Annotated in this window: 24 protein-coding genes; 8 read left to right on the top strand and 16 right to left on the bottom strand. The window is 46.4% G+C overall.

Annotated features, from left to right (window positions below):
• Position 1: 1 nt before the first annotated feature.
• The 14 genes from ING2E5A_RS09835 to ING2E5A_RS09770 are packed head-to-tail and all read right to left on the bottom strand — an operon-like array spanning position 2 to position 15,181.
• On the bottom strand, positions 2–994 hold the full coding sequence (locus tag ING2E5A_RS09835) for a hypothetical protein (RefSeq protein ID WP_071137258.1): 993 nt from the start codon (positions 992–994) through the stop codon (positions 2–4).
• The gene (locus ING2E5A_RS09830; RefSeq protein WP_071137257.1) at positions 981–2,093 is read right to left on the bottom strand and encodes a glycosyltransferase; all 1,113 of its coding nucleotides are present in this window, start codon (positions 2,091–2,093) and stop codon (positions 981–983) included. The genes ING2E5A_RS09835 and ING2E5A_RS09830 overlap by 14 nt, the downstream gene beginning before the upstream one ends.
• Before the next feature lie 29 nt (positions 2,094–2,122).
• A complete protein-coding gene (locus tag ING2E5A_RS09825; RefSeq protein ID WP_071137256.1) occupies positions 2,123–3,262 on the bottom strand; it encodes a glycosyltransferase family 4 protein in 1,140 nt (379 codons plus the stop codon).
• Positions 3,263–3,277: 15 nt separating this feature from the next.
• Positions 3,278–4,141 (bottom strand): glycosyltransferase family 2 protein, encoded by an 864-nt coding sequence (locus ING2E5A_RS09820; protein ID WP_071137255.1) that lies wholly within the window; start codon positions 4,139–4,141, stop codon positions 3,278–3,280.
• Complete coding sequence (locus tag ING2E5A_RS09815; protein ID WP_071137254.1) at positions 4,126–5,454, bottom strand: hypothetical protein; 1,329 nt, start codon at positions 5,452–5,454, stop codon at positions 4,126–4,128. The genes ING2E5A_RS09820 and ING2E5A_RS09815 overlap by 16 nt, the downstream gene beginning before the upstream one ends.
• Positions 5,455–5,463: 9 nt before the next feature.
• The gene (locus ING2E5A_RS09810; protein ID WP_071137253.1) at positions 5,464–6,570 is read right to left on the bottom strand and encodes a glycosyltransferase; all 1,107 of its coding nucleotides are present in this window, start codon (positions 6,568–6,570) and stop codon (positions 5,464–5,466) included.
• On the bottom strand, positions 6,539–7,840 hold the full coding sequence (locus ING2E5A_RS09805) for a glycosyltransferase family 4 protein (protein ID WP_071137252.1): 1,302 nt from the start codon (positions 7,838–7,840) through the stop codon (positions 6,539–6,541). The genes ING2E5A_RS09810 and ING2E5A_RS09805 overlap by 32 nt, the downstream gene beginning before the upstream one ends.
• Positions 7,841–7,862: 22 nt before the next feature.
• Positions 7,863–8,780, bottom strand: a complete 918-nt coding sequence (locus ING2E5A_RS09800; RefSeq protein WP_071137251.1) for a glycosyltransferase — start codon at positions 8,778–8,780, stop codon at positions 7,863–7,865.
• Positions 8,777–10,276 (bottom strand): O-antigen translocase, encoded by a 1,500-nt coding sequence (locus tag ING2E5A_RS09795; RefSeq protein WP_071137250.1) that lies wholly within the window; start codon positions 10,274–10,276, stop codon positions 8,777–8,779. The genes ING2E5A_RS09800 and ING2E5A_RS09795 overlap by 4 nt, the downstream gene beginning before the upstream one ends.
• An 8-nt stretch (positions 10,277–10,284) precedes the next feature.
• Positions 10,285–11,397 (bottom strand): DegT/DnrJ/EryC1/StrS family aminotransferase, encoded by a 1,113-nt coding sequence (locus ING2E5A_RS09790; protein ID WP_071137249.1) that lies wholly within the window; start codon positions 11,395–11,397, stop codon positions 10,285–10,287.
• Entirely contained in the window at positions 11,390–11,932 is a 543-nt protein-coding gene (locus ING2E5A_RS09785; RefSeq protein WP_071137248.1) for an acyltransferase, read from the bottom strand. The genes ING2E5A_RS09790 and ING2E5A_RS09785 overlap by 8 nt, the downstream gene beginning before the upstream one ends.
• Complete coding sequence (locus ING2E5A_RS09780) at positions 11,929–12,351, bottom strand: sugar 3,4-ketoisomerase (RefSeq protein WP_071137247.1); 423 nt, start codon at positions 12,349–12,351, stop codon at positions 11,929–11,931. The genes ING2E5A_RS09785 and ING2E5A_RS09780 overlap by 4 nt, the downstream gene beginning before the upstream one ends.
• Positions 12,329–12,751, bottom strand: a complete 423-nt coding sequence (locus tag ING2E5A_RS09775) for a sugar 3,4-ketoisomerase (protein WP_071138309.1) — start codon at positions 12,749–12,751, stop codon at positions 12,329–12,331. The genes ING2E5A_RS09780 and ING2E5A_RS09775 overlap by 23 nt, the downstream gene beginning before the upstream one ends.
• A 45-nt stretch (positions 12,752–12,796) precedes the next feature.
• Positions 12,797–15,181, bottom strand: a complete 2,385-nt coding sequence (locus tag ING2E5A_RS09770; RefSeq protein WP_071137246.1) for a polysaccharide biosynthesis tyrosine autokinase — start codon at positions 15,179–15,181, stop codon at positions 12,797–12,799.
• 207 nt (positions 15,182–15,388) lie between these two features.
• Between ING2E5A_RS09770 and ING2E5A_RS15730 the strand changes: the two genes are divergently transcribed.
• Entirely contained in the window at positions 15,389–17,272 is a 1,884-nt protein-coding gene (locus tag ING2E5A_RS15730) for an IS1634 family transposase (protein WP_071135763.1), read from the top strand.
• Between the two features lie 55 nt (positions 17,273–17,327).
• Here ING2E5A_RS15730 and ING2E5A_RS09760 read toward each other — a convergent pair whose 3' ends face one another.
• Positions 17,328–18,128, bottom strand: a complete 801-nt coding sequence (locus ING2E5A_RS09760; RefSeq protein ID WP_071137245.1) for a polysaccharide biosynthesis/export family protein — start codon at positions 18,126–18,128, stop codon at positions 17,328–17,330.
• A gap of 730 nt (positions 18,129–18,858) precedes the next feature.
• On the opposite strand from ING2E5A_RS09760, the gene ING2E5A_RS09755 reads away from it, so the two are divergent.
• The 7 genes from ING2E5A_RS09755 (at position 18,859) to ING2E5A_RS09725 (ending at position 26,338) form a co-directional block, all read left to right on the top strand.
• Positions 18,859–19,944, top strand: coding sequence for an IS110 family RNA-guided transposase (locus ING2E5A_RS09755; protein ID WP_071137244.1), 1,086 nt, complete (start codon positions 18,859–18,861; stop codon positions 19,942–19,944).
• Positions 19,945–20,604: 660 nt separating this feature from the next.
• Positions 20,605–21,978, top strand: coding sequence for a right-handed parallel beta-helix repeat-containing protein (locus ING2E5A_RS09750; RefSeq protein WP_071137243.1), 1,374 nt, complete (start codon positions 20,605–20,607; stop codon positions 21,976–21,978).
• A 33-nt stretch (positions 21,979–22,011) separates the two neighbouring features.
• Complete coding sequence (locus ING2E5A_RS09745; protein ID WP_143102454.1) at positions 22,012–22,476, top strand: lipid-binding protein; 465 nt, start codon at positions 22,012–22,014, stop codon at positions 22,474–22,476.
• Positions 22,477–22,509: 33 nt separating this feature from the next.
• Entirely contained in the window at positions 22,510–23,760 is a 1,251-nt protein-coding gene (locus ING2E5A_RS09740) for a glycosyltransferase family 4 protein (protein WP_071137241.1), read from the top strand.
• Positions 23,761–23,829: 69 nt separating this feature from the next.
• A complete protein-coding gene (locus tag ING2E5A_RS09735; RefSeq protein ID WP_071137240.1) occupies positions 23,830–25,056 on the top strand; it encodes a PLP-dependent transferase in 1,227 nt (408 codons plus the stop codon).
• 102 nt (positions 25,057–25,158) lie between these two features.
• Entirely contained in the window at positions 25,159–25,767 is a 609-nt protein-coding gene (locus ING2E5A_RS09730) for a DUF4230 domain-containing protein (RefSeq protein ID WP_071137239.1), read from the top strand.
• Between the two features lie 67 nt (positions 25,768–25,834).
• On the top strand, positions 25,835–26,338 hold the full coding sequence (locus ING2E5A_RS09725; protein ID WP_154670073.1) for a hypothetical protein: 504 nt from the start codon (positions 25,835–25,837) through the stop codon (positions 26,336–26,338).
• A gap of 2 nt (positions 26,339–26,340) precedes the next feature.
• Here ING2E5A_RS09725 and ING2E5A_RS09720 read toward each other — a convergent pair whose 3' ends face one another.
• Positions 26,341–26,892, bottom strand: a complete 552-nt coding sequence (locus ING2E5A_RS09720) for a GNAT family N-acetyltransferase (protein ID WP_071137237.1) — start codon at positions 26,890–26,892, stop codon at positions 26,341–26,343.
• Between the last annotated feature and the right edge of the window lie 3 nt (positions 26,893–26,895).

Here is a 26,895-nt window from a genome sequence, read left to right as displayed (position 1 = left end):
CTTAAATTTTATGGTTTAAGTAAAACGGTTGACTATTATCAGGGCTCCACCAGAAGGTGAACCGGAGTGAAGTTTCACAGTTGTGAATCTCTTTAAACCGGATTAATCCGACATTGGGATCGCCGCACATGCTCGATATTCCCAGGTCGATGTAATCGTAGTCCAGACTTTTGTAGTGCTCAAAGATGTTCATCACCAGAAAGTCGATGATTCCCAGCGATCTCTTTTCCATATCATCCCCAAGGAAAATTCCCTGTACGATCTTGTCGTGCCCCCTATAAAATATACCGGCTCCGATGTTGCTCCCATCCTTGTCTTTTACCAGGAAGAAGTCGACTGGAATAATCTCGTTTACCTCAAGCAGATCTTCCAGTGTCATGTGGATTTTCCGTTCCTGTTCAACACGGTTCCGGAAAATCACATCGTACGCATCACGTCTGGAAGCCTCGTCAGTGACAATACTGCAAGTGAGCTGACGTTTGATTGCTCTTCTGCAGTTTTGCCCCACTGTGTTTTTTGTCCAATTGCCGTCGAACTTTTTCAGGTTAATGCAGTTCTGGATATCCGGAGTTGACATGTTATATCCAAGCCGGATGAAGGCATTCACAAATTTTGCATTCATGTTTTTCTGGTAAGGATTGGGAGGCAGGGTGATAACTACCCGGTCGAAACCTTGCCCTTTTATAAATGTTTTCAGATCGGCGAGGTAATCATACACGACGCTGTACAATACATGCTCGTGTGAATAGTGGAATCCTCCAAAGGGGGCCGAGAAGGGTGAATAGAGGGTACCATCCTTCAATCCGAGAATGAGTCCGATAGATCTTTCTTCTTCGTCCATAAGCCTGTATAGCCGCTCAACCTTATTCTCCACCAGTCCAAGAAATGGTTCTGAAATGTATGGACTTGGATCGGAGTAGAAGAATCTTCTGTACTGTGTTTTTGTGGTGTCTGTAAGCATGTTTATTACAATATGTGGGTTATTTGATTGCATCTTGTAAAATGGCAAGTAGCCGGTGTTCAAAAATACCGAGGGTGAAGTTGTTCTCGTAACTCCTTCGTCCGTCAAGTCCCATCTGCTTTCTCAGTTGAGGGTAGCGAATAAGCAGTTCCAGCCGTTCTGCCAGTGCTGCGGCATTGCGTTGCGGAATCAGGAATCCGTTGATTCCATCCTTGACCATGTCGGGGATTCCCCCCTCGAAGGTGGAGATGACAGGCAAGCTGTGTTGCATGGCTTCCAGAATGACCAACGGAAAACATTCGTTCGGATAGTAGGTAGGCAACACAAACACATCTGCCTGTTCATATGCCATCTCTTTCAGTTTTCCAAACCTCTTTCCCAGGTATTTCACCTGTTCCGTCAACATCTTCTGCCTGACGCAGTCGTTGAACTGCTCCTCGTCGATATCCCCTTCGCCTCCGATGAAGTTGCAGACAAAGCTGTATCCTTTCTCTTTCAGAATGGCGCAAGCCTCAATCAGGTCGTAAACTCCCTTCGACTCGAAAAGATTCGAGAGAAACAGGATTCTGAACGGTTTATCGCCCGGCAGTGACAGCAGCTCCGTTTCTACCTGGTAGTCTTTTATCCCGTTAGGACAATAATAGACTTTCCAGGGAAGGACATATTTTTCAACATCGAGGTAGAGCCGCTCTGAAAGGAGGATCACGCTGGAGTTTTTAAAGACGAACCGGTAGAGCAGGTCGTTGATCTTTCTCTTCTGACTTTGCCGTATTCCCTTGTTGTGAAGGTGATAGATAATTTTCACATTAAAGATCCTTAACAACCCCACCAGAATGCAATCCTTGTAAAAGGCGGCGCTGGTAGTAGAGAGGGCAAAGTAGCAGAGATCGGGTTTGCGGTGAAGCAGCTTCCCTAAAAGATCAAACCAGATTATCACGAGCCGGAACATCTTGGCGAGACTGGTTTTACCAGTTTCGTTCACATAGCGTGACATGAGTAGATTGATGTATCTGCAGTGGAACGCGTTGTTTATCAACAGGCTCTCTTTAATAAATTCACCAACAATGGAGGATCCGTGCACCGGTGGTGGCAGATGTAAAAGGTAGATTATGTCTTTCCGTTTGCTGTGCATAGTTTTTATGTGTCTCAAATTCGAATTCATCAGGCCAATTTTCCCCACTCTTTGTTGAACTTCAATTGATAATCACCCATCAATGAGGGCTTGGCAGCCAAGCTCACTTCCTCAATGGGGCGAATTGATTTCAGGAACAGTTTTGTTTTCGCAAGTGTATCTTTCGCATCCTTAGGGTCGAACACTATGCCCTGATCAGGCGATATCATCAGGCTGGAGGCGCCTGCATATTCCGAACATATTACGGGCATCCCGAAAATCAACGCTTCGTTCACGACAGCGCCAAACGGTTCGAACAGACTTGGCAAAACCAGTCCCGATCCGCAGGTATACCAGGCGTGAAGCTCTTCTCCTTCGAGCCTTCCTGCAAATATCACTTTTCGGTGCAACTGCTGCTCCTCCACTATGGTTTGAAGTAGGGAAAACTCTTTCCCTTCCCCGATAATTACAAACTTCAGGTCGGCTGTTTCGCGTAGCAGGGGAGAGAGGGTGTTCAAGAAACCCGAAAGCCCCTTCTCGGGAATAAGTCGACCTACAAACAGCAACACCTTCTTGCCGTAGAGGCTGTGTTCTTCAACATAATATTGGCGGGCAGCCGTTTCAAGTATCTGTGCGTTTTCCCGCAACCTTTCCGGTTTCTGCAGGATTGGGGAGACGATAAGCTGCTGCTCCTTCACCTTGAACTGGTCCTGATAAAACTGAGAAACCTCGTCCGACATGACGACCCAGAAATCGAGGTACCTTGCCGAATATTTTCTAGCCAGGCATCTTATCTCCGATTTCATGTGGTAGCACATGTCGATACTGTCATCCAGGGTAGTGCCAACCTTTTGTGTAATGAGCCCCAGCCGTCTCCATAAGAGCAGCAACTGGGTGGTGGGTGAATATTCAAATCCCATCACAATATCTGGCTGAAGCTTCTTGATCATCCTGTACATCCCGAACCTGAAGAGTATTTTCCCTTTCCGGCTCGGCCCCTTCAACAGGTAGGAAATCTTGAAACTGCATTGACTAAGAAGTCTCTCCTGGTCCATATTGTTGTTCCAGATATTGTCGAAAAGAAATACCACTGTCAGGTCGAACAGTTCATTCAGCGAATTGAACTGATCAATCCGGTAGGGTGCCAGCGACGGGTGAAACATCAGTATCTTCTTTTTCTGTCTCTCCATTTCTTCACTTCGTGTTTAGTTTTTTAATCTGTCCCAAAAGAACGGGAAAAATGTTTTCATCCAGAGCATTACGAAAGAGTAGGGGAAAAACATCGGAAAATGTCTTCGGATATAATAGAGATACTCGTTGTAAGCCAACCCTTTTGGACTTTTCAGATAGGCAATCCGCTCCCTTAACGGAAGATCTCCCTTTTTCCAGCTCTTTCCATGATCGTCAGTACAGATGCCGCATACGTTTGGTGCCACATACACCGGTATATTCTCTTTATGGGCCCGGAGTGAGTAGTCGTAATCTGCAATCCCGTGGGTAAACCGGTCATCGAGAATGCCAATCTGATCCACAACCTCCTTGCTTACCCATAATATGTTGGCGTTTGCAATCTGGCACTCCTGAGGCTTGTTTTTGGGGATGAGCAGCTTGCTTCGCATGACAATATGGTTGGTAGTTATCCTGGAGCCGCCGTAGCTCACATCGCCACTTTTCCCGTCTACCGTTGTACCGCAATAGATCCCTGTTTTTCCCCTTTTTCGGAGTGAATACTCCTCGGTTTTCATCAGGTTGATCATGAAGTCACGTTGTAGCCTGACATCGTCGTTTATCAACAGGAACGCATCGTACGGTTTTGTCTGCAAGGCGGTTGTCCATGCCAACCGCATACCGCCTGCCCAAAACAGGTTTCCGGACCCTTTCAGGAGAGTTATCCGGGGATAGAGTTCCTTTACGGCATCTCCCGTTCCATCCGTAGAACCATCGTCCGTCAGGTAGATATCCAGATGGAGATCCTCAGGAATCGTTGCCTCGAACAGTGACCCCAAACAGGCTATTGTCTGGGCCTTCCTGTTGTAACAGGTGAGTAAAACAGCTACCTCTTTTCCCATTCCTTTTCCCTCTCTTTTTTTATCAAATAGTTGTGCAGACGGATATAGCGGACATCAAAGATGCCACGTACCCATACAGCGATCTCCTTGTCGGTCATATTCCTGAAAGTGGAGGAGTAGCACAATCCCATCATCACCCAGAGCATAAAGTAGTTGAGTGTGAAGTTGTTTACATCTTCAACCCAGGAGTAGAGCCACCGGAAGGCAACATAAATTCCCACCAGCTTGATATAGATATTGGCCGACCGGTTTACTGCCAGATAGGAGGCCCTGTAAAAGATCAGCGAATAGAGGATGACTCCTACAATTCCAGTCCAGGTGAAGACATTGGCCAACCCGATCTCATTGGCCAACCGTTCACTTCTGCGTGTCAGCTCATAAGCCCGTTCTCCAAATATCTCGGAATCATTTCCCCGAGCCGGTGTGCGACCAAACAACCAGTAATTGTTTTTTATCGCCGATTGCAATACCTCGGTATAGATGAATGTTCGTGTGTCTGTAGTGACATTTATTTCCACCCGGTTGCCGAACTCGTCAGTACCTACCGTGGTGTAGTCGCCTTTCACATATTCGTCCATCTTGAAAACGTTGAAAATATCGCTTACCCCCAGCAGAAACAGCATTATCGGTATGATGAAGAGCAGGAGGCGTGCCGTTTCGAGGATCTTCATCGTGAGCATGCTCCGCAGGTAATAGAATCCCAGTATAAGTACTGGAATACCAAATTTGATGACGTTGCTGCGGGCACCCAGATCTGCGGTTATTACCACAAACGTAACCGCCAACATCAGGATTTTCTGTCGCATGGTCATTACCGGGAAAAACAGCAGCAGAAAACTCATCGGTATCAGGTAGAACCCATATGCGTCTGCCCTTAGGATAAGTGCAAAGATTACAAAAAGCGGAAGCACATACCTTATATAGTACGAGAGCATGTACTGGATAACTTTCCGGTTGGTTGCCGAGTAGGCCACAATGGGAAGCAGCAGTGCCATAGCATTTGTTATCAATCCTTTCCAGTCCCAGTAAATCTCGGCAATAAGCATTCCCCTGATGATGCAGATGATGTTCCAAATCAGGTAAATCCACACAATACGCAGGTTCTGCTGGTTCTTCTTGTCAAAAAATGAGTACTTTGCCAGGAAGAAAACAACCAGTATAAGTATTGACAATGCCCATATCAGGGTTGTATTGTTCAGTACAGAGGTGATTGAACGCCACCGTTTAGCAAAGGACCACACGGAGTTGACGGTCAATACCAGAATGGTAACCGGTATAGCGTGACTGATTATCTGTTTGTTAACCGTATTCATCTCTTTCTGTTACGAGTATAGTTGATAGATCTCTTCCGCATTCTTTTTCAAATGGTAGGTGCTGTTCACCATCGATTTTGCACGGGCAGCAAGCTGGGCCGAAACTTCGGAATGCTGGTGCAGGTAGATGATCTTTTCTGCCAGAACACCGTATTCTTCTGGAATGAGCAGGCTGTTCTCGCCTGTCATGTTGAAATCCCGAAGTCCCGCGACGTTATATAATATGGATGGAATGCCACACGCCATCGCTTCGATGGTGGTAATGGAGATTCCTTCGTGCCTGCTTGTCATCACGTAGATATCGGAAGCCACCAGGTACTTGCGGATATCTGTCTGATTGCCGCAGAAACGGATATTTTTATCTACGCCCAACTCAGCAGCCAGCCTCTTCTCCGCCTCCTCGGTTTCTCCTTTACCCAGATGGAGATATTGTACGCTGGGGTACTGTTTCGCGATGAGTGGCAATGCCTTTATAATATCTTCGTGCCGTTTGATGAAGCTGCATCCACCGATGGAGATGATGACCAGTGCATCTGTCGGGATTCCGAGCTCCTCCCTGTTTCTCTTTTTCTCGCCGTTCATGGCCGGGAAGAACCGGGTATATCCGTACCAGTTGTATATTTTCCAGGTTTTGTTGTGGTAATGTTCCAGTTCGTGTTCGTAAACCGTATGGCTGATGCTTTGAAACCTGCATCCGAATATCTTTTTGGCCGACCACCGCTGCCACAGGTGATAGGGGTAACTGTAGAAATGGGAGGTGAAAACGCTGTGGAAGGTGTAGACCGACCGCTTGCCGGCAATCCATGCACAGAGTGCCATTCCCCACATGATGGCATGACTGTGGATATGAACCACATCATATTTTTCACGGGTCAACAACCTGATGAACCAGATCCAGTAACTGATGCGTGATGCAAAGTTCCATCCGCGAGGATAGGGTTTATGGAGCACCTGGTAACCTGCCTCTTCAAAATAGCGGGAATACTCACCCAGGTTGGGCGCAGTGGCCAGTACCGACAATTTACACCCTTTCTCCCTGAAATATGGGGAGGCGTCGACATACATTATCTCAGCGCCTGAGAATTTAAGCTCGTGAAGTACCTGCACTACTTTCATGGTGTTGTCTAATAATTTCAGAATAGATCCGGCAATATTGCCGGGCAGTTTCAGTGACATTGTGCCGTTTTAGGGCAATTTCCCTGGCATGGGCACTGAGTCTCAGTGCCAGTGTATCGTTTGTGAATATCCGGGCTATCTGGTAGGCCAGAAGCGCATGGTCTCCCGGAGGGAAGAGCAGCGAACTTTCGTTGTCCCTTACTATTGAGGTAACGCCGCCCACAGCCGAAGTCACGGCCGGTGTTCCTATCATCATGCTCTCGCCAAGAGAGTTGGGACTGTTCTCCAGAAATGAGGGCAACACAAACAGGTGAGCCTTCCGGTATTCTGCAACCATCTCTTCGGCCGATAACCTTCCAAGCAGCACGATATTGCTTTCCAGTTTCAATCTCCTGATCTCGCTTTTCAGGTAGTTGGAGTAATCTTCGGCAAAGAGGAGGTCTCTTGCTTTGGATGACTCCAGCGAGAAGGAGGAGAGGGGGGCAACAATTTTCACATCGGGAAATTCTCTTTTCAGGATAGCAACAGCCTGCAACAGGGTGTGAAATCCCTTCAGCGGGTATTCGGCGGATGAGACGAATATTCTGTAACGTTCACATCTCTCCAAGTTCCAGGACTCTTCGTAGAATACCGGGCGCAACAACTCCTCTCCGTGAAAGTAGTAGGCCCCTGCATTTATCGAGGCGAGTTGAGCCTTGTCCCATGCCGTTCTCCCGATAAAATAGCGGTTGATCCGGTAAATCTCTCTTTCAATTCCGCTATATTTTTTCCAGATCTTCAACATGGAGCTTACACCGCCTCGTCCGATCCTGTTCTTTACCGATCTCTGCTTTTTTATCCCGGTGTTGACCACACTGCAGTTCAACCCGTTGATGCAACAGGAGACAATACCCTGTATGGAACAGACGATTGGGATTCTCCCGTCCACAAATTTACGCAGGAGCGCAAAGTTCTTCTCTGTGCCGTGAATATGGATGATATCCGGCTGAAAATCGTTGATGATAGATATGTATCTGTAAGCCAGATCGCTGCTCATGGGCGACATGTTTTCGTTTTTGCGGATACCTATCGAATAGTAGGTAACACCATCTATCTCCTTTTTCTGCTCTTCTCCGCCGATCACGGGAGTGACTGCAGCAAGCGTCACATCGGGTTGACGGAGAATGGAGTAGAATAGGGGAGCAATCCAGGAGCCTCCTTTAGTTGGTTGACCCTTGACATAGGGTAGAAAAACCTCAAACAGATCGTGTGTAATCCAGAGAATACGCATTTTTTTATTCTTTAACCATTGTTCAATATGATCTTACCCCGTTTAGTTTCAAGTGCCAGTAGAAGAGGCTGAATTTCATCAGCAAGGGTACCCCCTTATGTCCGTAGAACCCTTTATATTTGTATCTCAGCCAGTTTTCGTAATAGATAGATAAATCGATGGGGTTGAATATGTTCAAATTCTGTTTCCTGTACTTGTTGAAGATTTTTACCGCTTCCCGTCTTCTCTGATTCTCCACGGCAATGTTCCGGGAGAGGGAATCGCCGTGGATCCTGTACCTGACGGTTGGTCTGTTCATGAAATGTATCTTCACACCCTTGCCGATAATCTTGAATACCATCGACATATCTTCATAGATCTTGAACTCCTCGTCGCATAATCCGATACTGTTTATCAATTCCCGCTTGTAGAAGAAGGTTGGCGTATTGAGAAACACCGGCCACCGTGAATAGGCCTTCAATTGTTCCCTGACCGACCGCCTGCTGGCAAAGTAGCGCAATCCCTCGTTGATTTTACTCGACTTTACAGGATTGCCATGATCATCGATTTCCAACAGCTCTGAGACAACAAAGGAGGCTTCGGGGTGACGGGTTACATATGCAAGGTTGTCGGCAATACAGTTCTCCAGCAAGATATCGTCGCCGGCGATCAGCTTGACCCACTCACCGATCGTGGCCTGAATCCCGCGGTTACAGTTGGCTGCTATTCCCGTATTCTTTTCAACTGTAATTAACTTGGTTTCAGCAAAGCGCTGCCGATTTGCGTTGATCCACTCCGTACAGAGCTGAACGGTATTATCCCTGGAACCGTCATCACTTACAATCAACTGGATATTGTCCCATGTCTGTGACTTGATACTCTCCAACGTTTCCAGAACATACCTGGAACTGTTGTAGGTGATGATGATAATCGAAACCAATGGTGTAGCTCTATTTGTCATAACTCCTTGTTTTTTTTACCTTTTTGAATAAAACCTTGAACAATCTCTCTTAAACCGATCCTGCTTTCCAGTTCCACGTACGAATACCAGCACGAAAAACCGATGAGCGCTGTTCCTATGAGGTATGCCAAAGGCTTTTCGATCAGGTTTACCACTGCAAAACTTATCAATGCCAGCGTTAACTGGATCGCAAAGATCTTTATAAAGGAGGTGGTGAATGAAAACTGGTACTTCATCTTCGCAATAATATATACCTGTACCATATAGATCATGTAAACCACCAGAAATGCAATGCCCAGTCCCGTTAATCCTCCCAGGTGATATCCAAGCAGACTGAATCCCAGTGTATAGGTGTTTCCGGCCAATTCGTTCCAGAAAAAGAGCCTGCTTGCCCCTTTTGCCAGAAATACAAAGGCGATGGCCCAACTTACCGCCTTGAAGAATATGCCCAGTGATGCCCAGTAGATCATTCCGGTTATATCCAGAAATTGCGTGGAGTAGAGGAGGATGATGGCCCAATGGATGAAGACCAGGAACCCGATCAATACGGGTGCCAGTATCAACAATGCAATTTCGGATTGCTGATTGACGTTGCGGCTGCACAGTTCGTTGCTGTTTGCCACTGCAGACAACCTGGGATAGTAGTCGGTTCCCATTGCTGTGAAGATCATTCCCACGTAAGTGTTGATGATGGCAAATCCGGCATTGTATAGTCCCACATCTGCCGTGTTTCCCGTACGGTTAATGAATATCCGCAGCAGGTAGGCTACAGCAATCGATATCAGGCCACTCAGGCTAATCATAAACCCCATGACCATCATGCTCTTCCCTTCAGTGATGGTGATCTCCCTGTTGAGGTCAACTTTCCCGATCCTGGTCTTTGCTGCGAAATACCAGGAGAAAAAGAGTGTAGAGACTGCCGTAAGGATGATCACGGGTACGATCCCTTTTACACCGAACCGGTAGTAGAGTGGAATGGTGATTGCAAGGCCGGCCAGACTTCCGTAGACGTTGGCCTTGGCTAAATCCTGCAGCTTGCGCAGTCCCTGGAGCAACACCAGCTCACCTGTGCTCAACTGGCTGAAAAGGAGGGTGGCCGAGATCCATACAAAGGCTGCCGTATAGGATCTGTCGCCAAAAGTGAAGTGACTCAGCCAGGGTGCAAAGATGAGAGTGATTACTGTGCCGAGAATACCGGTAATCCAGACCAGCCTGCGCATGACGGCAATTACCGTGGCTACCCGTTGTTCATCTCCTGTGGCATTGGCCTCGGAAATGTTTTTGATGGCACTGGTGCCTAAACCGAAATTGGTAAGACCTGCCACCAGTCCGGTGGTTGAGGTAAGCAATCCAACAATACCCATGCCGGCCGGCCCGAGAAGGAGTGCTACAAACTTCGAGCGGACGATGGAGATAATGATCTGGAAGACCTGGACTCCTCCGAAAAGGGAGGTTGCCTTCATTATCTGCCGGTAGGATGACTGGTGCTTATTCATGTCGTTTATTACAGGGTATTGGATTGAAACGAATTGACTGTCCTGACCACGATCTCGGCCTCACTGTCGGAGAGTACCTGGCTGATAGGCAGGCTCACAACTTCGTTATGAATTTTCTCCGTTACAGGTAGATGCAGGTTGTTCCACTCCTTGTAGGCTCTCTGCTTGTGAGGCGGAACAGGATAGTGGATTAGGGCCTGAATCCCGTTGTTGTTGAGGTGTTGGAGCAAAGCGTTGCGATGCTTTGACCGGATGACAAAGAGGTGAAATACGTAGGCATCCCAGTCATCCACCACCGGCAACATCACCTCCGGGTGGTTGATCTGGGTAATGTAATAGCGGGCAATCTCCTTTCTGCGTTGGTTATCTTCGTCCAGATAGTTGAGCTTGACGTCGAGGATGGCTGCCTGGATCTCATCGAGCCTGCTGTTCAATCCCTGATAGTCGAAAATATATTTGATCCCGGATCCGTAGTTGGCTAATGCCCGAACACTCTTTTCAAGTTCACTGTCGTTGGTGGTAATGGCACCTCCGTCACCAAAGGCACCCAGGTTTTTACCGGGATAAAAACTGTGCCCTGCCGCATCCCCCAAAGAGCCGGTTCTTCTTCCGTTATATTTGCATCCGGTTGCCTGGGCATTGTCTTCGATCAGTTTCAGCCCGTGTCTTTTGCAAATCTCGCCGATCTTCTCGGTGTAGGCGCACTTTCCATATAGGTGAACAAGCATGATCCCTTTTGTCCTGGGGGAGATAGCTGCTTCGATCTTGTTCTCGTCCAACTGATAGGTGTGGATGTCGGGTTCAACCAGCACCGGAACAAGCCGATTGTCGGTGATGGCAAGTATCGAGGCGATGAAGGTATTGGCGGGGACGATGATCTCGTCACCTTCTTTCATCACACCCAGTTCCATGTAGCCCTTCAGGATTATGCGTAATGCATCCAGGCCGTTTGCAACACCCACACAATAGCTGGTGCCTATAAAATTGGCATAGTGCTCTTCGAACCGTTTGCACTCTTCGCCGAGAAGATACCAGCCTGAATCGATAACCCGGGTTGCGGCTTGATGGATTTCAGTCGAGTATTTCTCTGTAATCTTTTGTATGTCAAGAAACTTAATCATCGATTTCCCCTTTTAATAGATGCTTTACACCGTTTTTGTCCCTTTTGTCCATATCGAGTAAGATCCCTTCCTCGGTTATATATCCTTTCTGGGTTGCAGGATTCCCATACCAGAACGAATAGTCGGGAATATTCCTTGTGACGACGCTTCCTGCACCGATAAAGGCATATGCTCCGATAACAAGTCCGGGAAGTATTGTCGAGTTTGCTCCAATCGATGCCCCCTTCTTTACCAGGGTAGGTTTGAATTTTGTTGTGTCGTGGGTTTTCGATCTGGGTATAAGCTCGTTGGTGAATGTTACATTAGGTCCGATAAAGACATTGTCTTCGATGGTTACACCATCCCATAGTTGTACTCCGCTTTTTATGGTTACGTTATTGCCAATAACAACGTCGTTCTCAATAAATACATGTGCACAAATGTTACAGTTACTCCCGATCCGTGCTTCTGGTAATACCACACAAAATTGCCATATGGTTGTGTTCTCGCCAATATTTTGAGAAAGGACGTCGGTTCTGGGATGTATATATTTCATTGGTTATTCTTTTTGTATGCTTTAAACTCTTCATAGTCTCTGATGTAATCGTCTGCTGAATATTCCGAAGAAGCCAGCACAAGGCAGACCGATCCGGAAGAGAAGTTGTCGAGTTCTCTCCAGATTCCGGGAACCACAAGCAGTCCACGGTAGGGACGGTTAATGGTGAAGGTCCTTTTTAATTCGCCATCGTCCAGAGTCACATCAAAACTGCCGCTGGCTGCAACGATGAACTGTTGCAGTTCCTTATGAGCATGACCACCACGTGATTCCCCTCCAGGGACATCATAGAGGTAATAGACCCGCTTTACATTAAAGGGTACGGTCTTGCCGTTTTCCACGACACTGATATTCCCTTTTTCGTGATGATGCTTATCAATTTCCAGTATGGAGCAATCATAAATTGTTGACTTTTTCATGTAATGTTTTTTTAAATAGTTCGTAATCATATACATAGTCTGTAACATCAAACGGTATAGATGCCAAAATCAGTGCTAGGGAGTTTGTGGAGAAATTCTGCATCTGCCTCCATATCCCGTTGGGGACATAAAGACCGTAATAGGATCTGTTCAACGAAAATGTCTCCCGCTCCATTCCATTGTCCAGGATCACATCGAAGCTGCCGGAAAGGGCGACAATAAACTCCTGATTCCGTTTGTAAGCGTGACCTCCCCTGACCTCTCCGCCCGGCACATCGTAGATCCAGTAGGTTCTTTCAATCTTGAAGGGGATATTCTTGAACTCCTCGATTACCGACAAATTGCCGCGCCGGTCCAGGTTCTTGGGAAGGTCGATAATTTTTACTCCGTCGATTTTCATTGCTGTGATTATTGAATCCATGGTTTCACCTCTCTAACGATTCAGTTATGCATAGCCGTAGCCATATTTCTTGCCATATCCATATCGGTAGGCAATAGCGTTCATGTTTACCGAGTTAAGAATGAAGTAGAGTCTGGTGAGCTTCTCCTCTTTGCGATACCTTGCAGCATCCTCGATAAATTTCTTCGGGGTATAGTCTGCCCTGACCACGTAAAGGTTTACATCTACAAGTCGGTTCAGCAAAAAGCTGTCTGATACCACGCCTACCGGTGCCGTGTCGATGATCACATAGTCGAAATCGTTGCGTAACTCCCGAATTAGCTCGTCCAGCAATGGTTTTGCCAGTAATTCGTTGGGGTTGGGAGGAACGAAGCCAGCTGTGATGACCGATAAGTTGGGATGTACTCCCGAGGGTTTTACCAGCTCCTCCTTGCTCAGGTTGCCGGATAGATAGAGGGTAATCCCTTTCTTGTTGTCTATTCCCAGGTAGTCAGACAGCCTGGGTTTACGGATGTCCAGTTCGACGATCAGTACCTTCTTCTCCAGCAGTGCCAGGCTCATGGCAAGGTTGATGGTGATGAATGTTTTTCCTTCACCACTGATGCTCGAAAGCATGTTGATCACCTTCTTCTCCTTGCTGTCGATGACGAACAACAGGTTAGCCCTCAACAGCCTCATCATCTCACTGAAATTGTCGTTGTTGTTTTCCTTGATGACAACGTGCTCGCTATGGGTGACCCTCGGGATCTCGCCCAGAATAGGAACTGAGGTCAGCCCTTCGAGCTCTTCCTTGTTGCTTACCTGATAGCGGAGTAACTCCTTCAGTTTGATACAGACGACCGGGATGATCAGCCCAAGGGCGAAAAAGATCAGTGCAACCATCCTACGGTTGGGTGACACGGCTCCCAGTATACGGATATTGTCCACCAATTTTGTATTGGGTTCGACCGAGGCCATGTTCATGTATTTTTCCTCTTTTTTCTGAAGGAGATAGAGAAACAGCTCCTCCTTGATATTCTGTTGCCGCTTTATATCGAAATAGACCCTCTCCTGACGTGGAATAGCTCGAATCTTGGCACTGTTCCGGTAATACATGGCTGAGATGTCACGCAACTGGATCTCCAGGTTGTTCTTCTCGTTTTGAAGTCCCGATTTCACGGAGTTGAAGGTGGCTTCGATCCGGTTATTGAGGTCGATCATGGACTGATTGCTGCTTGAAGCGATTCGCGATAGCCGGTTCCGTTCCAGCACCAGTTCGTTGTATGTGTTGATCTGTGAAGTGAGTGCTTCGCTGTTTAACCCGGTATTTGCCGGAATAAGCTGCTCGTGTTCCCTTTTGCCCTGTACATAGTCGTTGAGGTTCGATACAATCGCATATTGTGTCTCCGCTTCCACTTTCATCTGTCCCACACTGGCGGACTGTGAAGTGTAGACATCTGCCTGGGAGGAGATATCGGTCAGTCCCTGCGATTGCTTGAAGTCTTCTACCTGGGTCTCCACTGAACTGAGTTCCTCGCTCAGTTTTGAGAGATGGTCGTCGATAAGTTGAGAAGTCTTGTCGGCCAGTTCCAGCTGATCCCTGATTCCTTCTTCGTTATAGGTGTTGATATACTCTTCAAGAAAATCCCTTCCCAACATTCCGTTCGGACAGGTCAACGCCAGGTTTGCTACGGATGAGTTCTTGGACGTCAGTTCGATTTCCAGTGAGTTGAGATATCGGGCAGCCACATTTACCGGATGTTCGATCATTACCCTTACGTACTTGTTCTCTTTCGGCAGGGTGCTCTGTTTGATGAGCCTTAGACTGCCGAACGGGAATGCGACAATGGTGTCGGACGGTGATGCTTTTATCAGGAACTTCTGATCATTGTATTTGCCGGAAAATTCGTATGCTCCCGAGGGAGTAACCAATACATCAAAAATAATCGTCTTGTTCAGGTTGTTGACGGCATTCTCATCAATACTGAAGAGGATTGGACTCTCATTTTTATACATGATGCTGATTTTCCGTTTTGGAAACTTCATCACTCTGTCCAGTCGAGTAATCCGTCCAACTTTTGAAGGTTTCAACTCTACATAGGAGACATAGATCCCCAGTTTCCTTACTACGCGTTCAACAATCAAAGACTTTTTCAGAATTTCAATCTCATTGTCCACATTGTTTTTTTGCCTGATGACCCCCATCTCCTTGAACACAGTTATCTCGGATGCACCTCCTCCACGTTGGTCATCCTTGAACAGGATGGATGTTTCCACCCTGAATTGGGGAAGCGTGTAGAAGAGATATACGGCGGCAATGGTCAAACAGATGAACAGGGAGATCAGAAACCATTTCCAATATGAGAGGTACTTCATCAGTATACTGACGACATCAATCGGTTTTTCAGCAAGCACACTGTATTCTTCTTCAACTGCAGAGTAGTTTATCATTTTCTTCTTTAACCCACATTGCAGCACGATTATAAATAGAAGTTAAACTTACCCTCTATTTACGTTAAATCCGCTTGTTTTACGTCTGTTTGCTGACCATAAATTTTTGTATCAGGCTGATATTCAATGTCGGTTTATTTTAAAACACGAATGTAGTCCCCCATTTGATGTTGAAAAAAACGTATCCCTTGATTACTTTTGCGTTGTATGTTTTTCAAGACAAGCATAAAGCAAAAGGATGGGGGCCATGAGTATACCCATTACCGGTTGTGTGAGAGCTACCGGGAAGGCCGCTTCATCCGTAATCGCACGCTGCTCTCTTTGGGTGACCTGGAATCAGTTCTTCCACCTGAAAAGATTCCCTTTCTCTGTCAACGCATCAACCAGGTTTACTTCGAGGGCAAAACATTCATCATCTCATCGCTTCGTGATGACAAGGTGGAAGCCCTGTGCACGAAATACGTGGGACTACTCCATGAAGCGCAAAAGATAGAAAAGGCAAAGAAGAAGGCGGCTGGTATCGAGCAAGTGTACATTGACAGGACAACGAACAGTGATATCCGGGAGGTTGGTGGCGAATGGCTTTGTCTTCAAGCTTGCCGCCAATTGCTCCTGCCGGAGTATTTAGAGACTTTCGGCTGGGAGAAACAAGATATCGCCCTTGCTTTAACCCAGATCATCGCCCGGGCTGTTTACCCCGCATCGGAGTATAAAACCAGCCGTTGGTTGAAGGAGAACTCGGCGCTTTGTGAACTGACCGGGGTTGATCCTTCGGCCATCACCAAAGATAAGCTTTACCAGATGGCTCACCGGCTTTATGGTGAGAAGGATGGCTTGGAACGTCATTTTTCTAACCGCACGAACGATCTTTTTTCCTTGGATGACAAGATTATCATCTATGATTTAACAAATACCTATTTTGAGGGAACCATGCGAGAGAGTCGGATAGCTAAGTTCGGGCGCAGCAAGGAAAAGCGTAACGATACCAGACTGGTGGTGCTGGCTGTGGTGGTCAACCCGGAAGGTTTCCTGAAGGAGTCACAAATCTTTGAAGGCAACATGACTGATCCTGAAAGCCTGCAATATATTCTTGACAAGATGAAATCCCATAGGGGGAGATCCGATAAAAAGCAGGTGGTGGTCATGGATGCCGGCATCGCCACGAATGATAACCTGAAGATATTGAAAGAGGAATCCTTCGACTACATCTGTGTCTCACGGGGTAAACTCAAAGAATACCGTGCAACAAGCCTTTCCCCTGTGGAAATACGGGATAAATCCAACCAGCTCATCGAGATCAGTCAGGTAGAAGTGGATGGCGAAAGTGACAGCTTCTACAAGGTGAAGAGCTATAGCAAGGGTCTCAAGGAAGCGTCCATGGAAAACCGTTTCACGCGGGCCTTTGAATGTGGACTGAGCCAGGCAGCCGAAGCCCTGAAAAAGAAAGGAGGCACCAAAAAGCTTGAAAAGGTGTGGGAACGCATCGGCCGGCTAAAGGAAAAATACCCTTCGGTACACCGCCTGTATCAGATCCATGTGGAGCCCGACGAAAGGGGGATTCATGCCACATCCATATCCTGGGAGAGAATCGAGGCAAAGAGCGAATCAAGACATGGGGAATACTTCTTGCGTACTTCCCTGTCGGTACATGGAGAGGAGATCACCTGGCTGATTTACAACACTATAAGAGAAGTAGAGTCGACGTTTCGTTGCCTGAAGACTGATCTGAACCTGCGTCCCGTGTTTCATAAAACGGATGAGGCGACAATGGCTCATCTTCACCTCGGGCTGTTGGCCTACCAGCTGGTAAGCACGATCCGTTTCAAACTGAAACAATTTGGGATTACCCATGAGTGGAGAGAGATTGTCCGGATCATGAACACGCAGAAAATGGTGACAACGCACATGGTAAATACCGATGAAGAGTGTGTGTCGATTAGAAAATGTTCACTCCCTGAATCCAAAGTAAGAATCATATATAAGGTGTTGGGATACGATGAAAAACCATTTATCAGGAAAAAATCTGTAGTCCCCCAATTGAACCTTGAAAAAAATATATACGCAGGGATACAGGGAATTAGCTCCGGTTAGCTGCAATGTGGGTTAATAATTTTAGTGTAGTTGGTTTTACTGGAAACACTTTACATTATCGGGTCCTGGTGATGCTATAGATCGTCGTTGCCATTGTTGCCAGCGAGATCAGTACGGATAATGTTGATATACGGTGATTTTCCGCGGCTCCGTACCTGGCAGAGTTGGCCCTGGACTGGTTGGGTTCCACATATACTACATCGTTCTGTTCGAGGAAATAGGCAGGTGAGTTGAAGATCTTCCTGTCGTTGAGGTTTACGGTATAAATTACTCTCTCACCGTTAGCCGCTTCACGCAATACCTTTACATTATCACGCCTGCCGTAAATGGTCATGTCGCCGGCCAGCGCCAATCCTTCAAAAATGGTGATCCGCTCGTTGTTCGATACAAATCTTCCCGGACGGAGAACTTCTCCCAAAACATTTACCGAGTAATTGAGTATCCGAATGGTAATGATGGGCATCTCTCCCGTAAAATAAGGTTTCAGCCGCTCTTCAATAAGCGCTTCAACCTCTTTTGTATTCAAACCTTTTACATTCAGGACCCCCAATATGGGAAGCTCGATGTTACCTTCGTTATCAACGAGGTAGCTTTGAATGGTGGGTTGAGAGTTAAGCGAGTTGGTAATCTCCTGCGCCTGAGGGGTGAACAGGTTATACCTGCGTGATGCCTCAGGTTCGGTACTGACTATGGTTATTGACAGTAAATCCTTGGGCTTGATCCTGGCATCGAACAACGATTCGTTTACGGAGTTTATCTCTTTTGTAAATTGAGCAAAATAGGCAACATCCTTTACAGGAGAACAAGAGACTATCAACCCCGCAATAAGAGTAAGCAGGAAACTGTATTTTTTCATACTGTGACTTTTTATTCAGATCTGCTATAACAGAATCTCTTCTGTTACGTAACGGCATCAAAAAATCTGCTATAGCAGATGCTGAATGTTAAACATTAAGAAAGCGCTGCAATTGTGTGATGACTGTTTTGTCGATGGCAAAAATAAGAATGAAAGAAAGGGTAACGTTAGGACTAAATGAACATTTTTTTGTATTTTCGACCTGATTTTATTGTTAAATTTTGACTACGCAGGCATCGCATATTTACAATATGCTTAAAATGAGATTTGTATATTTCAAAATGCGTTTAAGTCCAAAATCAGAAAATTGGAGAAAATAAATCGGTATAACAATAGGTTTGAAAAAATGATCATATTTTGATAATTAACTGTATTACAGTGAGATACGTTTTGTATTCAGTAAAATGACCATTTGCCGATGTTTTTTCGTATGATCCCCTTTTTTTAGCTTATTTAGTTAATTGCAGGGAAAAAAGGATGCCTGTTTTGTACAAATAAGGTCAAATCCTGATTAAAAAAATAGTATATTGCGGGTAAATTTCTCAGTATAGGCCAAAGGATAGGTGACTCTTCCAAAAAATCGCTTAAACCGGTTCTAAATAGGTAGAAAAAAATTAGTTCCTATGTTTGAAATTGTAAAAGACGGATAGGTAGTCCAGTAAAAAAGCTATATCATTTTAGTTAACTTTGTTTTTGAGAGATAACAATCTTAACTTAAACAATATAGCTTATGAACAGAGGACAAAGTAACAAATTAGATTTCAAAGGGCAAAATATTTACGTAGGAATCGACGCCCATTTGAAAAGTTGGTCGGTGGCAGTGTTATCCCAACATTCTGTTCTGAAGAAGTTCAGGCAGGATCCGAGTCCGGAATCGCTGCACAAGTTTTTGACAACCCATTATCCGGGAGCGGATTATCATTCGGTTTACGAAGCGGGATTCTGCGGGTTCTGGATACACGAGAATCTGACAGGATTAGGGATCAACAACATCGTTGTCAATCCGGCTGATGTGCCGACCATGAGCAAGGAGAAATTACGCAAGACCGACGCGGTTGATTGCGGGAAACTGGCCAGGGAATTACGGTCGGGAACATTAAAAGGCATTTACGTGCCGGATGTCGCCACCCTGGAAATGCGTTCTTTGATAAGGTTGAGAAACAGGATCGTAAAAGACACCACGAGGGAAAAGAACCGGATAAAGTCGTTCCTGCGATTTCACGGGATAGACATCCCGGAAGAATTTACACGTCATTCGGTGGGGAACTGGTCAAAGCGGTTTTTGGCATGGCTGCGCGAAGTGTCGCTTTCCACCGAATATGGGCGGCAGGCACTGAACATACACATAGAGCAGTTTGTACGCCTGCGCGGCATGCTTCTCGAACAAACGCGGATATTGCGCGCATTATCCCGCAGTGAAGTACTCAAGGAGCCGATACGCCTGCTTGCATCGGTTCCGGGAATAGGGATAACCACCGCCATGTCGTTGGCGGTCGAGATAGACGATATCCACCGGTTTTCCAGCGCCGACGCACTGGCTTCCTACATCGGACTGATTCCCATGTGCCACTCCAGCGGGGAAAGTCAGGGCGACGGCAACATCACGGTTCGCAAGCACGCGATGTTGCGCTGTTACATAATCGAGGCTGCATGGATAGCCATAAGGAAAGATCCGGCAATGACATTGGCCTATGAGGGATACCGTAAACGGATGAATGCCCAGAAGGCCATAGTCAAGGTAGCCCGTAAACTGGTGAACAGGATATTTTTCGTGCTCAAACATGGACAGGAATATGTGCCGTGCGTTGTCAATTAACATACAATCCTACAGTGTAAGCAATTTTTCCACGGGGGAAACACTGTCATATTATTGCAGCTTTGAAGTCTGCTTAAATTAGTATGTGACCCCCGCCTATCGTAAACTGATACAGGAATTTGCAGCTCCCGCCGCAAGGCCGGGTAGTCTGCTGTGGAAAGATTGTTTACCGTAGGATGTAGGATCGGGTTTTCTTAGCCATATGGACAGTGTCAGTAATACTGAAAAAGGAGGCAGAATATCCACCTCCTAAAGTAGCATTACTGCATACCGTCAGGGTGCTTATTGCTGACAGGTTGCCCCCCGGCAGAGCCTGTTTCCTCTTAACACCCTGATGCAAAGATAAAATTTAAAAGTTAATTAAAATGAATTGTCCAATTTTATTGGGATTTTAAATGGAAAGTCAAATATGAGCATTGTTAATTATGAATAATGGTTTTTAATTTTGATTAAATAGTGTTATTTGCTTGTATTTTAACACTATAATCGGGAAAATGTGCGTAATTTTGTGGCGTTAATAATCGTTTGATACAATTCTTCGTTTCGAGTTGCTTGCGTTTTCCCATTCCAAAGATGTGAAAGGTTATTTCTCTGTGATGATAACAGAGCAGGCCGCTTCAGTGAATTGTACGGACAAATTCAAAAAAGAAAGCAAAGCAAATGGAAAAAAAACAATTCATCGTACTAAGTGTGCTCTTTGCGTGCCTCACCGTACACCTATCTTATGGACAAGGTGCCAGGTACACAGGTTCTTACGCAAAGTCTCCCACCATACAACATGTGGGGAAGAAGAACTTTGTAATTGAGGGGCTTGAGTTTTCAAGTAATGACAAGGACATGGTTGTCCTCTACAGTTGTGAAAATGTGGTGATCAAGAACAACAGTTTCAAGTCGTCACTAACTAAGAGGGCTATCTATTTGGATAATTGTAAGAACATTACAATTATTGATAATACTTTTGACGAAGTGCATACCGCACTGGTTGCTCACAATTCCCGGGGTGTTAAATTCGACTACAACGATGTGAGGAATGTCGGTGGTCCGATGAAGACAGAGGACAAGGACAATGGCTTTGTTGTGCTGTTCGACAAGGTGAACGGTGAGGGTAACAGCGTCAGTTACAATGTTGCGGAGAATATCTTCGGATCGAGTTCGCCAGGCGACATCATCAACCTGAACCAGTCGAACGGAACTGCCCAAAGTCCCATTATCGTGAAGGGCAACTGGCTCAGAGGTGGCGGTCCTGCTGCATCGGGTGGAGGAATCATTCTGGGCGATATCGGCGGATCATATCAGATTGCTGAGGACAACATTGTTATTAATGGTGGACAGTACGGAGTATGCATCGCGGGCGGCCACGACATGGTATTGAGAAACAATAAGATATATGGCGAAAAAAACTACTTCACAAATATCGGACTTTATGCTTGCAACTGGTATGAAGAGTATTTTGGCAAGTCGTACAACATCACTGTCGAGGGTAATGTCGTCAATTACAGAAACAAGGAGGGTAACCTGAGCAACTGGTGGTTTGCAGAGAATATGGAACCGATCAAAGGTAAGGAGACCAACCGGTATGATGCATCACTTACCCCGTCGATCCTTCCTGACCAGATATTCGGACGGGCACGGATGACAGTAGAACCTCAGCCGGAACCTCAGCCGCAGCCGCAGCCGCAACCGCAACCGCAACCCGATCCGCAACCTCAGCCCGATCCACAGCCTCAGCCCGATCCACAGCCTGCTCCCGAACCGGAACCACAGCCCGAACCGGATCCAATCCCGGATGAGACAGTGACAGATCCCTCCATAAACATCTATAAGGATATTTTCAACCGCATTTGCGCAAACTGTAAAGGGTTTATCGGTTCCTCCGCAAAACTTTCGGTCTTTTCATATAATGGAAAAAAGTTATTCACTACCCCCATAATTGGTTACCATACCGCGATTCCCAATTCAATTCCATCCGGTACCTATTATGTAAGGGTTGAGAATGGCAACCGGAAACATGTAAAAAAGATTGTGATTAAATAATCCTGATAAACTCGACAAAAAAAAGATCTAAAAATGAAACATATAATATATTGCACCATCTCTATGTTGGTGGCAGCCTTTCTTTTGCTGTCCTGTGAAAAAGAAGCGGAAATGATTGAATTGACCAGTGATTTAAACGGAGAGTGGGAGGTTATGGCCTACCTGGAAGATGCCCCAATTCATGACGGTACTTTCCCGTTGATCATCACTAGCAGTTTTCCGGTGAAGACCGACTCCATAACGATCCGGGATACATCGAAGAGTTTTTGGAATTTTCAGATCAAGGTTGCGGCCAATCACGAGAACGGAACCTTTGAAACTGAAAAATCGATTTGCGAAATCTGTGATTTCGGAATCGGAATCAAGGTTCTAAACGGAAAAGTGATCGATTCCGACAGCATCTGTATGGAAATTCAGTTTGAGGATGATGAAACACCTTATGGCAATACCTACCTGTTGAAGGGTCACAGGAAAGTCGAGGTGGCCGATAATAACTGATCCATAAACTATTCATCCTAATTCAACCGCATCATGGAAAAGCTGAAAATACTCGTCAATGCATACGCCTGTGCTCCAGACAGGGGAAGTGAACCCGGAATGGGGTGGAACTGGTGCGTGCATCTGGCCAAACACTGTGAACTCTTTATCATCTGTGAGGAGGAACATCGCGAGAGTATTGAAGCTGCCCTGGCATCATTACCCCAGGCGGAGAACATGCATTTCTATTATAACCCGATACCTGAAAGGGTGAGGGAGATGTGCAGGAATCAGGGTGACTGGAGATTTTATGCCTATTATAAGCGCTGGCAGAAAGAGGCGCTCAATATGGCCCTTCGGATTGTTTCCGAACATGAGATAGATGTTTTGCATCAACTGAACATGATTGGTTTCAGGGAACCGGGCTATTTATGGAAAATTGAAGGCATTCCTTTTGTATGGGGGCCAGTGGGGGGATTGAAACAATTCCCCCCAGCCTACCTGCAGGGATCGGGACTTAAGATGCGCTCTTTTGTCCGGCTGAAGAACTTTATCAATACCTTGCAGATCAGATTTGATCGACGGGTCGACCAGGCAATGAGGCGGGCCAACCTGTTGATCAGTTCCATACCCGACTCATACCGTGCCATAAAGAGGTATAAGCAGCTGGAGTCAGTTCTCATACCGGAGACCGGCTGTTTTCTAACGGAGAATGTTCCAACCGGGAGATTCTACAACCAGGATTTTAACGTGATGTGGGTGGGAAAATTCGACTTCCGCAAACAATTACCGTTGGCATTGAAGGCAGTTGCAGCTACGGGCAACAGAGAGATTATCCTGAATGTTTACGGAGAGGGAGACGAGATCCAGAAGATCGAGGCCAAGCGGCTGACTGAAGAGCTGGGTATCCGGGACCAGGTAGTGTGGCATGGCAACCAACCCCACAATGTTGTACAACAGGCCATGCGTGAGGCACAACTTTTCTTCTTTACAAGCGTGAGCGAGGATACTTCAACCGTCATACTGGAGGCCATCAGCAACCGCTTGCCGGTTCTCTGTTTCGATGCCTGTGGTTTCGGGGCAGTAATTGATGAGACTGTTGGCAGGAAGATTCCGTTGACCACACCTTCTGAATCGGTTAAAGATTTTGCTGTGCAGTTGAATCAGCTTTACGACAACCGGAAGTTGCTGGAGGAGATGTCGTTGAATTGCGAATCGTTGCAACATAAGCTTTCATGGGATGAGAAAGCAAGGAGGGTGGTCGCTCTTTATCGTCAGGTAGTGGCGGATTTTTTTACAGAATAGTTCATTTTCTGGCAGAAAAATCGTCGGGATAATCATTTTTGTATATTTGTAACCTTAAATTACAGGATAATGAACAATTTCGAAGATTTTCTGCTAAATGTCCCCTATCCCCGTCCGGACATATACGGTTCGCTTTCCATGCCGGTGTACAGTACAGCCTCTTATGAATTTGCTAGCGCTTCGGAGATGGAGGCTGCCTTCTGCGGAAAGACAACAGACCATACCTATTCACGCATATCAAATCCCACTGTTCACTACTTCGAGGAGAGGGTGAGGCAGATAACCGGAGCCTTTAACGTCACGGCCCTGAACTCGGGAATGGCAGCTGTGAGCAATCTCTTTATGACTATTGCGTACAGCGGGGCCAATATTGTTACTTCACCCCACCTCTTTGGCAATACCTACTCTTTTTTTGCAACTACATTAAAGGCGTTCGGGGTGGAGGTGCGCTTTTGCGACCTGACAAACGAGAACGAGATCCGCGAACGGATTGATGAAAATAGCTGCGCCATTTTTTTTGAAGTTGTTACCAATCCCCAGCTGGAGGTGGCTGACATCTCCATGTTAAGCGCAGTGGCAAAAGAGAAAAATGTTCCGTTGATTGCCGATACAACCGTGATCCCTTTTTCGGTCTTCAATGCGGGGAAATTTGGAGTCGACATCGAGGTGGTCTCCAGCACCAAATATATTTCTGGAGGGGCGACCAGTATCGGGGGGCTTATTATTGACTATGCAACATTCGACTGGAGAAACAACAAGGTTTTGAATCCACTTGCCAATGAACAGGGAGTCCATGCATTTAACACCAGGCTGCGCAGGGAGATTCACCGGAATTTTGGTGCATATATGGATCCGAGAACTGCCCAAATGCAGACGATCGGCCTTGAAACCCTCCAGCTACGGTATGAGAGACAGAGCCGTACCGCCCTTGAACTGGCAACCTGCCTTGAGCAGACCGAAGGCATCGAGTCGGTCAACTATACCGGATTGCCTGGCAATCCGTTTTACGAGGTGAGTCGCCGCCAGTTCGGCGATGCTCCCGGAGCGATGTTGACTTTCGATCTCTCCTCGAAGGATGCCTGCTTTCACTTGCTTGACAAGCTGAAGGTGATACGTCGGGCAACCAATCTGTTTGATAACAAGAGTCTTGCGATTCATCCGGCTACGACAATCTACGGTAGTTTCTCGCCAGATCAGCGTGAAGTAATGGGCATCAGCGATAAGACCATCCGGTTGTCGGTGGGGCTGGAAAGCGTGGAACTGCTTCTGGAGGATATCCGTCAGGCATTGATGTAATGGACATATTCCTTTGCTTGACAGCGCAAAACCTCGTCCGGATCTATGGGAGATTTGCAGTTAATTGGTATATTTGTGGAAATATCCAAAAAATGCAGATCTATGGGACGCTTGAGGACAAACTTTGCAACCTATCTCTTTCTGGCTACAACCATCGTTTTGGCACTCATGCTTGGGATAAACAGCATGAAGATAACCCGGATGAAGAGGTACGATACAACCACCGTCCTGAGCAAGATTATACATATCCAGGAACTTGCAACAGTGAAGTACAGCTATTCGGGTGTTATCGGGTTCAAGGATAACTTCAAGATCCTTAATATTGGTGTTCCGCTAACCGACAAGTACTTCCTGTTGAAATACAACGGTTACCTGAAAGCTGGAGTTGATTTCAGCCGGGTGAAAGTCAATATCAACGGCGATAAGGTCCACGTTTCAATGCCTCCTGCGCAAATTTTCGATGTGGTTATCGATGAAAACAGTGTAACTGTGTACGGCGAAAGTGAAAATGCGTTCAATCCCATAAAAATTTCAGATTACAACAAGGCATTGATTGACGAGAAGGCGACAATGAGGCAGGATGCTATCCGACAGGGTATACTGAAAGATGCCGACAACCAGGCAGGGATTGCGATAAAATCTCTTCTACAGGAGATGGGATTCAAACATATCGACATCACGTCGGAGCTTACCATCCCGGAACTTCATTAATAATGATATGGATCTAAGACAAACCTGAAATATGATGAAATTCACAACAAAGCTTTTTCTCGCATGGATGTCAGTATTTCTACTGTTTTACATCGCTGTAATAATCATCATCGGTCTCTTCTGGGGTATTCGTATCCATTTGTGGCAATTGTTTCTCGTCTTTCTTATAGCCGGTATGCTACCTCCTGCCGTTATCACCGCCATCTTCTACAAGAGACTCGATTATATGGAGTCGGAGAATCCGGAACCGCCCGCTTTCTCGGGCTTTAAGAGAGCTTTCCTGGTTTTCAGGAGCCGGTCGTCCAACCGATATGCAGAGATGTTGCAAAAGATCGACAGAAATTTTATCGTTTCCTATTCAGACAGAGAGGCTGGTGTTGTCAAATTTCGTACCGATTGCAGGATTTTGGCATGGGGTGTTTGTGGTTATGTAAGGCTGTTGGAGGATGAGAGGGTGGAAGCTATCGTCTACCCGATGAATCCCGATTCGAAACGGGAAGAGAAGATCTTGCTCCAAACGCTCCGGCTGTTGCAGTCGGTATTGAGCCCTCAAGGATATAAGGGGGGATAGGCTTACTCCTGTCTGTTGAATGGATAACCTTCACAATAGATGATCACGCGGGTCTCCAGAAATTCCAGAAAATCGTTGTGCTGCTCTTTGGTAATCATCTTCGGGTAACTGAGGATGAGCAGTTCAATGGGCTGACCTTCCAGCCGATAAGGCAGGTGTACAAACCGGTAAGGTGTAAGGGTAAAGCCGGCCCGCTCGTAAAACTGAAGCCGCCTGACGGATAATTCGTTGACCAGCGGATCTATCTCCAGGATAATGGTATGTTCAGAATCGCGCAGATAACGTAGCAGCTGTGATCCAAAGCCGTGCCCGCGCAATTCGGGGTTGATGGCCAGGTACTCGAGGTACCTGTATTGGTCCCACTCCCAGTAGAATAACAATCCGATCAGTTCACCGCCCTCCCATGCCGAGACCGGATGGAAATGGGCGTCGGAACAGGCGCGGAGATGATCTTTCATTTTCCGTCTCTCGGCGATGGGGAAACTCGACTCATACAATTCCCATACCCTGTTCCACCTCTTTTTGTCCGATTGATCAATACGTAAGAATTCCATTGC

Source organism: Petrimonas mucosa (assembly GCF_900095795.1).
GTDB classification, from domain to species: domain Bacteria; phylum Bacteroidota; class Bacteroidia; order Bacteroidales; family Dysgonomonadaceae; genus Petrimonas; species Petrimonas mucosa.
This window is presented reverse-complemented; position numbering and strand designations above follow the sequence as displayed.

Bases quoted from the DNA above. Each gene is read 5' to 3' on its own strand.
- ING2E5A_RS09835 (WP_071137258.1), bottom strand. From the start codon at position 994: ATGCAATCAAATAACCCACATATTGTAATAAACATGCTTACAGACACC.
- ING2E5A_RS09830 (WP_071137257.1), bottom strand. From the start codon at position 2,093: ATGCACAGCAAACGGAAAGACATAATCTACCTTTTACATCTGCCACCA.
- ING2E5A_RS09825 (WP_071137256.1), bottom strand. From the start codon at position 3,262: ATGGAGAGACAGAAAAAGAAGATACTGATGTTTCACCCGTCGCTGGCA.
- ING2E5A_RS09820 (WP_071137255.1), bottom strand. From the start codon at position 4,141: ATGGGAAAAGAGGTAGCTGTTTTACTCACCTGTTACAACAGGAAGGCC.
- ING2E5A_RS09815 (WP_071137254.1), bottom strand. From the start codon at position 5,454: ATGAATACGGTTAACAAACAGATAATCAGTCACGCTATACCGGTTACC.
- ING2E5A_RS09810 (WP_071137253.1), bottom strand. From the start codon at position 6,570: ATGAAAGTAGTGCAGGTACTTCACGAGCTTAAATTCTCAGGCGCTGAG.
- ING2E5A_RS09805 (WP_071137252.1), bottom strand. From the start codon at position 7,840: ATGCGTATTCTCTGGATTACACACGATCTGTTTGAGGTTTTTCTACCC.
- ING2E5A_RS09800 (WP_071137251.1), bottom strand. From the start codon at position 8,780: ATGACAAATAGAGCTACACCATTGGTTTCGATTATCATCATCACCTAC.
- ING2E5A_RS09795 (WP_071137250.1), bottom strand. From the start codon at position 10,276: ATGAATAAGCACCAGTCATCCTACCGGCAGATAATGAAGGCAACCTCC.
- ING2E5A_RS09790 (WP_071137249.1), bottom strand. From the start codon at position 11,397: ATGATTAAGTTTCTTGACATACAAAAGATTACAGAGAAATACTCGACT.
- ING2E5A_RS09785 (WP_071137248.1), bottom strand. From the start codon at position 11,932: ATGAAATATATACATCCCAGAACCGACGTCCTTTCTCAAAATATTGGC.
- ING2E5A_RS09780 (WP_071137247.1), bottom strand. From the start codon at position 12,351: ATGAAAAAGTCAACAATTTATGATTGCTCCATACTGGAAATTGATAAG.
- ING2E5A_RS09775 (WP_071138309.1), bottom strand. From the start codon at position 12,751: ATGAAAATCGACGGAGTAAAAATTATCGACCTTCCCAAGAACCTGGAC.
- ING2E5A_RS09770 (WP_071137246.1), bottom strand. From the start codon at position 15,181: ATGATAAACTACTCTGCAGTTGAAGAAGAATACAGTGTGCTTGCTGAA.
- ING2E5A_RS15730 (WP_071135763.1), top strand. From the start codon at position 15,389: ATGTTTTTCAAGACAAGCATAAAGCAAAAGGATGGGGGCCATGAGTAT.
- ING2E5A_RS09760 (WP_071137245.1), bottom strand. From the start codon at position 18,128: ATGAAAAAATACAGTTTCCTGCTTACTCTTATTGCGGGGTTGATAGTC.
- ING2E5A_RS09755 (WP_071137244.1), top strand. From the start codon at position 18,859: ATGAACAGAGGACAAAGTAACAAATTAGATTTCAAAGGGCAAAATATT.
- ING2E5A_RS09750 (WP_071137243.1), top strand. From the start codon at position 20,605: ATGGAAAAAAAACAATTCATCGTACTAAGTGTGCTCTTTGCGTGCCTC.
- ING2E5A_RS09745 (WP_143102454.1), top strand. From the start codon at position 22,012: ATGAAACATATAATATATTGCACCATCTCTATGTTGGTGGCAGCCTTT.
- ING2E5A_RS09740 (WP_071137241.1), top strand. From the start codon at position 22,510: ATGGAAAAGCTGAAAATACTCGTCAATGCATACGCCTGTGCTCCAGAC.
- ING2E5A_RS09735 (WP_071137240.1), top strand. From the start codon at position 23,830: ATGAACAATTTCGAAGATTTTCTGCTAAATGTCCCCTATCCCCGTCCG.
- ING2E5A_RS09730 (WP_071137239.1), top strand. From the start codon at position 25,159: ATGGGACGCTTGAGGACAAACTTTGCAACCTATCTCTTTCTGGCTACA.
- ING2E5A_RS09725 (WP_154670073.1), top strand. From the start codon at position 25,835: ATGTCAGTATTTCTACTGTTTTACATCGCTGTAATAATCATCATCGGT.
- ING2E5A_RS09720 (WP_071137237.1), bottom strand. From the start codon at position 26,892: ATGGAATTCTTACGTATTGATCAATCGGACAAAAAGAGGTGGAACAGG.